Raw genomic sequence first — 4186 nt, 5'->3', positions numbered from 1 at the left:
GCATGGACCTGGGCGATGGAGGCGGCGGCGACCGGATCGCCGAATTGCGCGTAGAGATCGCCGACTTTGCGCCCGAGCGAGGCTTCGATGGCCGCTATGGCTTCGGCCTTCGGAAAGGTGTGCATCTTGTCCTGCAACATGGCGAGATCGAGCGCCATGTCGTTGCCGACGACGTCGGGCCGTGTCGCCAGGAACTGGCCGAGCTTTACATAGGAGGGACCGAGCCGGACGACCGCCTTGGCCAGCCGGTCGCTGCGCTCATAGGCCAGCGCGCGGCGGCGCGTGAACAGCCGTGCCATCCGCCAGCCGAACTTCGGCAGGCCGGACAGTTCCTCACCCGGCAGAGCGGCGACGACACCCTCGCGGACCAGCACCCAGCCGGCCCTTACGAGCCGGAATCCTGCACTGACATTGCTCATGGCCGCGCCAACCCTGCCGGCTCTTTGAGCCGGCATAGCACACGTCGATTGTGAGAAATGCGGTCCGGCCTCAAAGCTTCCAGCCCGAATGAAGTGCTGCAATACCGCCGGAATAGTTGCGGAAGGAAACGCGGTCGAAGCCGGCGCGGGAAATCATCGTCGCGAAATTCTGCTGGTTGGGAAACCTGGCGATCGATTCGACCAGATAGGAATAGGGCTCGCCGTCGCCGGTGACCATCTTGCCGATCTTTGGAATGGCGTTGAACGACCAGGCTTCATAGGCCTTGTCGAGCAGCGGCATCTCGACCTCGGAAAATTCCAGGCACAGGAAGCGCCCACCGGGCTTCAGCACGCGAAACGCTTCGCCCAAGGCCACCTCGATGCGCGGTACGTTGCGGATGCCGAAAGCGATGGTATAGGCATCGAATGTGGCATCAGGGAAGGGCAGTTCCTCGGCATTGGCCTCGACGAAATCGGTGTTGCCGGACAGGCCCTTCTTTTCGGCCCGGTCGCGGCCGACAGCCAGCATCGAGCCATTGATGTCGAGCACAGTGGCATGGGCATTGCCGTGGCTGGCATCGACGATGCGAAAGGCAATGTCGCCGGTGCCTCCGGCAACGTCGAGCACCTTCCAGCCCGCCCGTTTAGGCGGATTGAGCCAGGTGACCATGGCGTCCTTCCACAGCCGGTGCAGGCCGGCCGACATCAGATCGTTCATCAGGTCGTAGCGGTTGGCGACCTTGTGGAAAACATCGTTGACCAGGGACTGCTTGTCGCCAGCCCCTACACGCTTGAAACCATAGGAGGTTTCCATGCCGCCCGCGGCCGTGGTTCTCTCAACTGACATTTTTTTGATCCGTCATAAAACCGGCGGGACCATAGCCGATCGATGGTGCGGGCGCTATTGTTTAAGGCGCGGTGTTCAGCCGCGCTTCCAGGTGGCGGGTTTTCGAGACCTGGACGGACCGACGGGATGATTGAATGCCTTTGAAAGCGGAACTGCACTGCCACATCGAAGGGGCAGCGGCGCCCGAACTCGTCATCCGCCAGGCGCAGAAATACGGCAAGGACACCTCGCCCTATATCCAGAACGGTTCCTTCGTCTGGCACGATTTCACCTCCTTCCTGGCGGCTTATGATTTTTCCGCCGATCTGTTCCGGACCGAGGAGGACTATGCGCGGCTGGCCGACCACTATCTGACCAGCCTTGCCCGCGATGGCGCCATCTATTCCGAGGTGTTCACCTCGCCGGACCACGCTAAAAAAGCCGGCCTGTCGCCCAAGGCCTATACCGACGCGCTCGGCGAAGGCATGGCCCGCGCCAAGGCCAAGACCGGCATCGAGGGCCGCATGATCGTCACCGGCGTGCGCCATGTCGGCGTCGAGTCGATCGAGCAGGCGGCGCGCTTCGCGGCGCGCTGCGGGCATCCGCTGGTCACCGGTTTCGGCGTTGCCGGCGATGAGCGGATCGGTGATATGGAGGACTATGTCAGGGCTTTCGAGATCGCTCGCGAAGCCGGGCTCGGCATCACCATCCATGCCGGCGAACTGACGGGCTGGGAGACCGTCCAGGCGGCGCTGGATCACATCCGTCCGTCCCGCATCGGCCATGGCGTGCGCGCCATCGAGAACCTGGACCTCGTCCGGCGCATCGCCGACGAGGGCATCGTGCTGGAATGCTGCCCCGGTTCCAACATCGCGCTCAAGGTGTTCGACAGTTTCGCCGATCATCCGTTTCCGGCCCTGCAGGCGGCAGGCTGCAAGATGACGCTCAATTCCGACGATCCGCCCTATTTCTGGACCTCGCTCAAGCGTGAATACGATATCGCTGCCGAGCATTTCTCGATGAACGACAAGGCGCTGACCGCCGTCACCAGAACGGCCATCGAGGCCGCTTTCGTCGATAGAAAGACAAAGACGGCACTTCTTGCCCGGTTGAACAGCGCGGCACGCTGATTTCCGCCGACAAAGCTGTGGTCGGTGCGGGCCAAGCGGTTCCTTGGCCGGCGCATTGCCGCTAGGGTTCGCCCAGGCAGCTTGAAGCGCGGCGCGTCCGAAAGGGCGATGCGCGCATTTTCGGGCGCAGGCATCAGGAGAACACCATGCAGGGCGTCACCGTCGTCGACCACCCGCTTGTCCAGCACAAGCTGACCATCATGCGCAAGAAGGAAACCTCGACGGCGGGCTTCCGCCGGCTGCTGCGCGAAATCTCGCTGCTGCTCGGCTACGAGGTCACCCGCAATCTCGAACTGACGACGACGACCATCGAAACGCCGATGGAAACCATGGAAGCGCCGACGCTCGAGGGCAAGAAACTGGTCTTCGCCTCGGTGCTGCGCGCCGGCAACGGCTTGCTGGAAGGCCTGCTCGACCTGGTGCCGGCGGCGCGCGTCGCCCATGTCGGTCTCTACCGCGATCACGAAACGCTGGAGGCGGTCGAATATTTCTTCAAGGCGCCGAGCGACCTCGCCGACCGGCTGGTGATCGTCGTCGATCCGATGCTGGCCACCGCCAATTCGGCGATCGCGGCGATCGACAAGCTGAAAGAGCGCGGCGCCACCAACATCCGTTTCCTTTGCCTGCTGGCGGCGCCCGAAGGCATCGAGCGCTTCATCAAGGCGCATCCGGACGTTCCCGTCTTCACCGCTTCGATCGACCGCCAGCTCAACGAGAAGGGCTACATCATGCCCGGCCTCGGCGACGCCGGCGACCGCATGTACGGGACCAAGTAATACCAGACCAAGTCGCCTGGTACGATTTACCAAATATTTACGCAAAGGCGCGGTTTTGGCGCGCGTTAAAGCGGCAAACACCATCCGGGCTTAACGATCGGCTGTCACTACAGCGCCGCGCGTCCGTTTCGGACGCGCAAAGGACGCTGTAGCACTTTGATTTTGTGCATGAGCCTTTCCGAAAATCGTTCCCGATTTTCGGGGTCATGCGGCGAGGCCGATCCATGCTGCGCAAACTTCTGATCCTCGCCGTTTTCGCCGGTACATCGGCATCGATACCGATTGTGTATCAGTCGAATCCGCAACTCGTCGAAAACCTGCTGAGGTCGGCGGTGCCGGGCAAACAAGCGGTCGAAGCCCAGCCGAACGTCAATCTGGCATCGGTGCCCAACAAGCCCGCGGCACCGCTGCCGATGGGCCGCAAGGTCCTCGTCGCGGCAGACGAACGCGGGCATTTCTCGTCACCCTTCAAGCTCAACGGACGTCAGGTCGACGGCATGATCGACACCGGCGCCACATTGGTCGCCATCAACATTTCGACGGCACGCAGGATCGGCCTGTCGCTGAACGCTTCCGACTTCAACCGCGAGGTCAACACCGCCAACGGCACCATCAAGGCGGCCGTGGCCATGATCGACCGCCTGCAGATCGGCAGCATCACCGTCAATGACGTCCAGACCATCGTGCTCGACGACAGGGCGCTGCGCACCAATCTGATCGGCATGAGCTTCCTCAACCGGCTCGACAAATACCAGGTCGAGAACGGCACGCTGCTGCTCGTCCAGTAAGGCTATTCGTTTTCCCAAATTCCCAAGGGAAAGCGCTATGCGCTTTTTCCCGGGGAGAACCGTTTCACACTTTTCCTGGAATTGCTCTAGCCGCGCGGCAGAATCCGCCGGATGACCGACTTGTCGGCGGGCGGCTTCGAGGCGCCGACCATATAGGCCGAAAGCACGGTTGCCGCGGCGGCCTCGGCATCGGCCGATGAGCGGGCATGGATCAGCGCCAGCGGCTCGCCGATCCCAACCTCCGCAC

General features: G+C 62.5%; 5 protein-coding genes and 1 pseudogene. 3 read left to right on the top strand and 3 right to left on the bottom strand.

The window, feature by feature from the left end; genetic code table 11:
- Both EN925_RS25635 and ubiE read right to left on the bottom strand, forming a co-directional pair.
- On the bottom strand, nt 1–419 hold a 419-nt coding region (locus tag EN925_RS25635; RefSeq protein ID WP_245487296.1), incomplete at its 3' end, for an AarF/UbiB family protein.
- Nucleotides 420–489: 70 nt separating this feature from the next.
- Nucleotides 490–1266, bottom strand: coding sequence for a bifunctional demethylmenaquinone methyltransferase/2-methoxy-6-polyprenyl-1,4-benzoquinol methylase UbiE (gene ubiE / locus EN925_RS25630; RefSeq protein ID WP_013529624.1), 777 nt, complete (start codon nt 1264–1266; stop codon nt 490–492).
- A 134-nt stretch (nt 1267–1400) separates the two neighbouring features.
- On the opposite strand from ubiE, the gene EN925_RS25625 reads away from it, so the two are divergent.
- The 3 genes from EN925_RS25625 (at nt 1401) to EN925_RS25610 (ending at nt 3939) form a co-directional block, all read left to right on the top strand.
- Complete coding sequence (locus EN925_RS25625; RefSeq protein ID WP_127368791.1) at nt 1401–2375, top strand: adenosine deaminase; 975 nt, start codon at nt 1401–1403, stop codon at nt 2373–2375.
- Nucleotides 2376–2521: 146 nt separating this feature from the next.
- The gene (gene upp, locus EN925_RS25620; RefSeq protein WP_013529626.1) at nt 2522–3151 is read left to right on the top strand and encodes a uracil phosphoribosyltransferase; all 630 of its coding nucleotides are present in this window, start codon (nt 2522–2524) and stop codon (nt 3149–3151) included.
- Nucleotides 3152–3375: 224 nt separating this feature from the next.
- Nucleotides 3376–3939, top strand: coding sequence for a TIGR02281 family clan AA aspartic protease (locus EN925_RS25610; RefSeq protein WP_024502797.1), 564 nt, complete (start codon nt 3376–3378; stop codon nt 3937–3939).
- Between the two features lie 86 nt (nt 3940–4025).
- Here EN925_RS25610 and EN925_RS41690 read toward each other — a convergent pair.
- Nucleotides 4026–4186 (bottom strand): annotated as a pseudogene (locus EN925_RS41690) (thymidine phosphorylase); the annotation flags it as partial.

It is taken from the genome of Mesorhizobium sp. M7A.F.Ca.US.006.04.2.1 (assembly GCF_004022915.1).
In the GTDB taxonomy this organism is placed as follows: Bacteria; Pseudomonadota; Alphaproteobacteria; order Rhizobiales; family Rhizobiaceae; genus Mesorhizobium; species Mesorhizobium ciceri.
The sequence above is the reverse complement of the archived record's forward strand: the minus strand, read 5'-3'. Positions and strand labels throughout refer to the sequence as shown.

Excerpts from the sequence above, each read along its gene's own strand:
- ubiE (WP_013529624.1), bottom strand. The coding sequence starts at position 1,266 with ATGTCAGTTGAGAGAACCACGGCCGCGGGCGGCATGGAAACCTCCTAT.
- EN925_RS25625 (WP_127368791.1), top strand. The coding sequence starts at position 1,401 with ATGCCTTTGAAAGCGGAACTGCACTGCCACATCGAAGGGGCAGCGGCG.
- upp (WP_013529626.1), top strand. The coding sequence starts at position 2,522 with ATGCAGGGCGTCACCGTCGTCGACCACCCGCTTGTCCAGCACAAGCTG.
- EN925_RS25610 (WP_024502797.1), top strand. The coding sequence starts at position 3,376 with ATGCTGCGCAAACTTCTGATCCTCGCCGTTTTCGCCGGTACATCGGCA.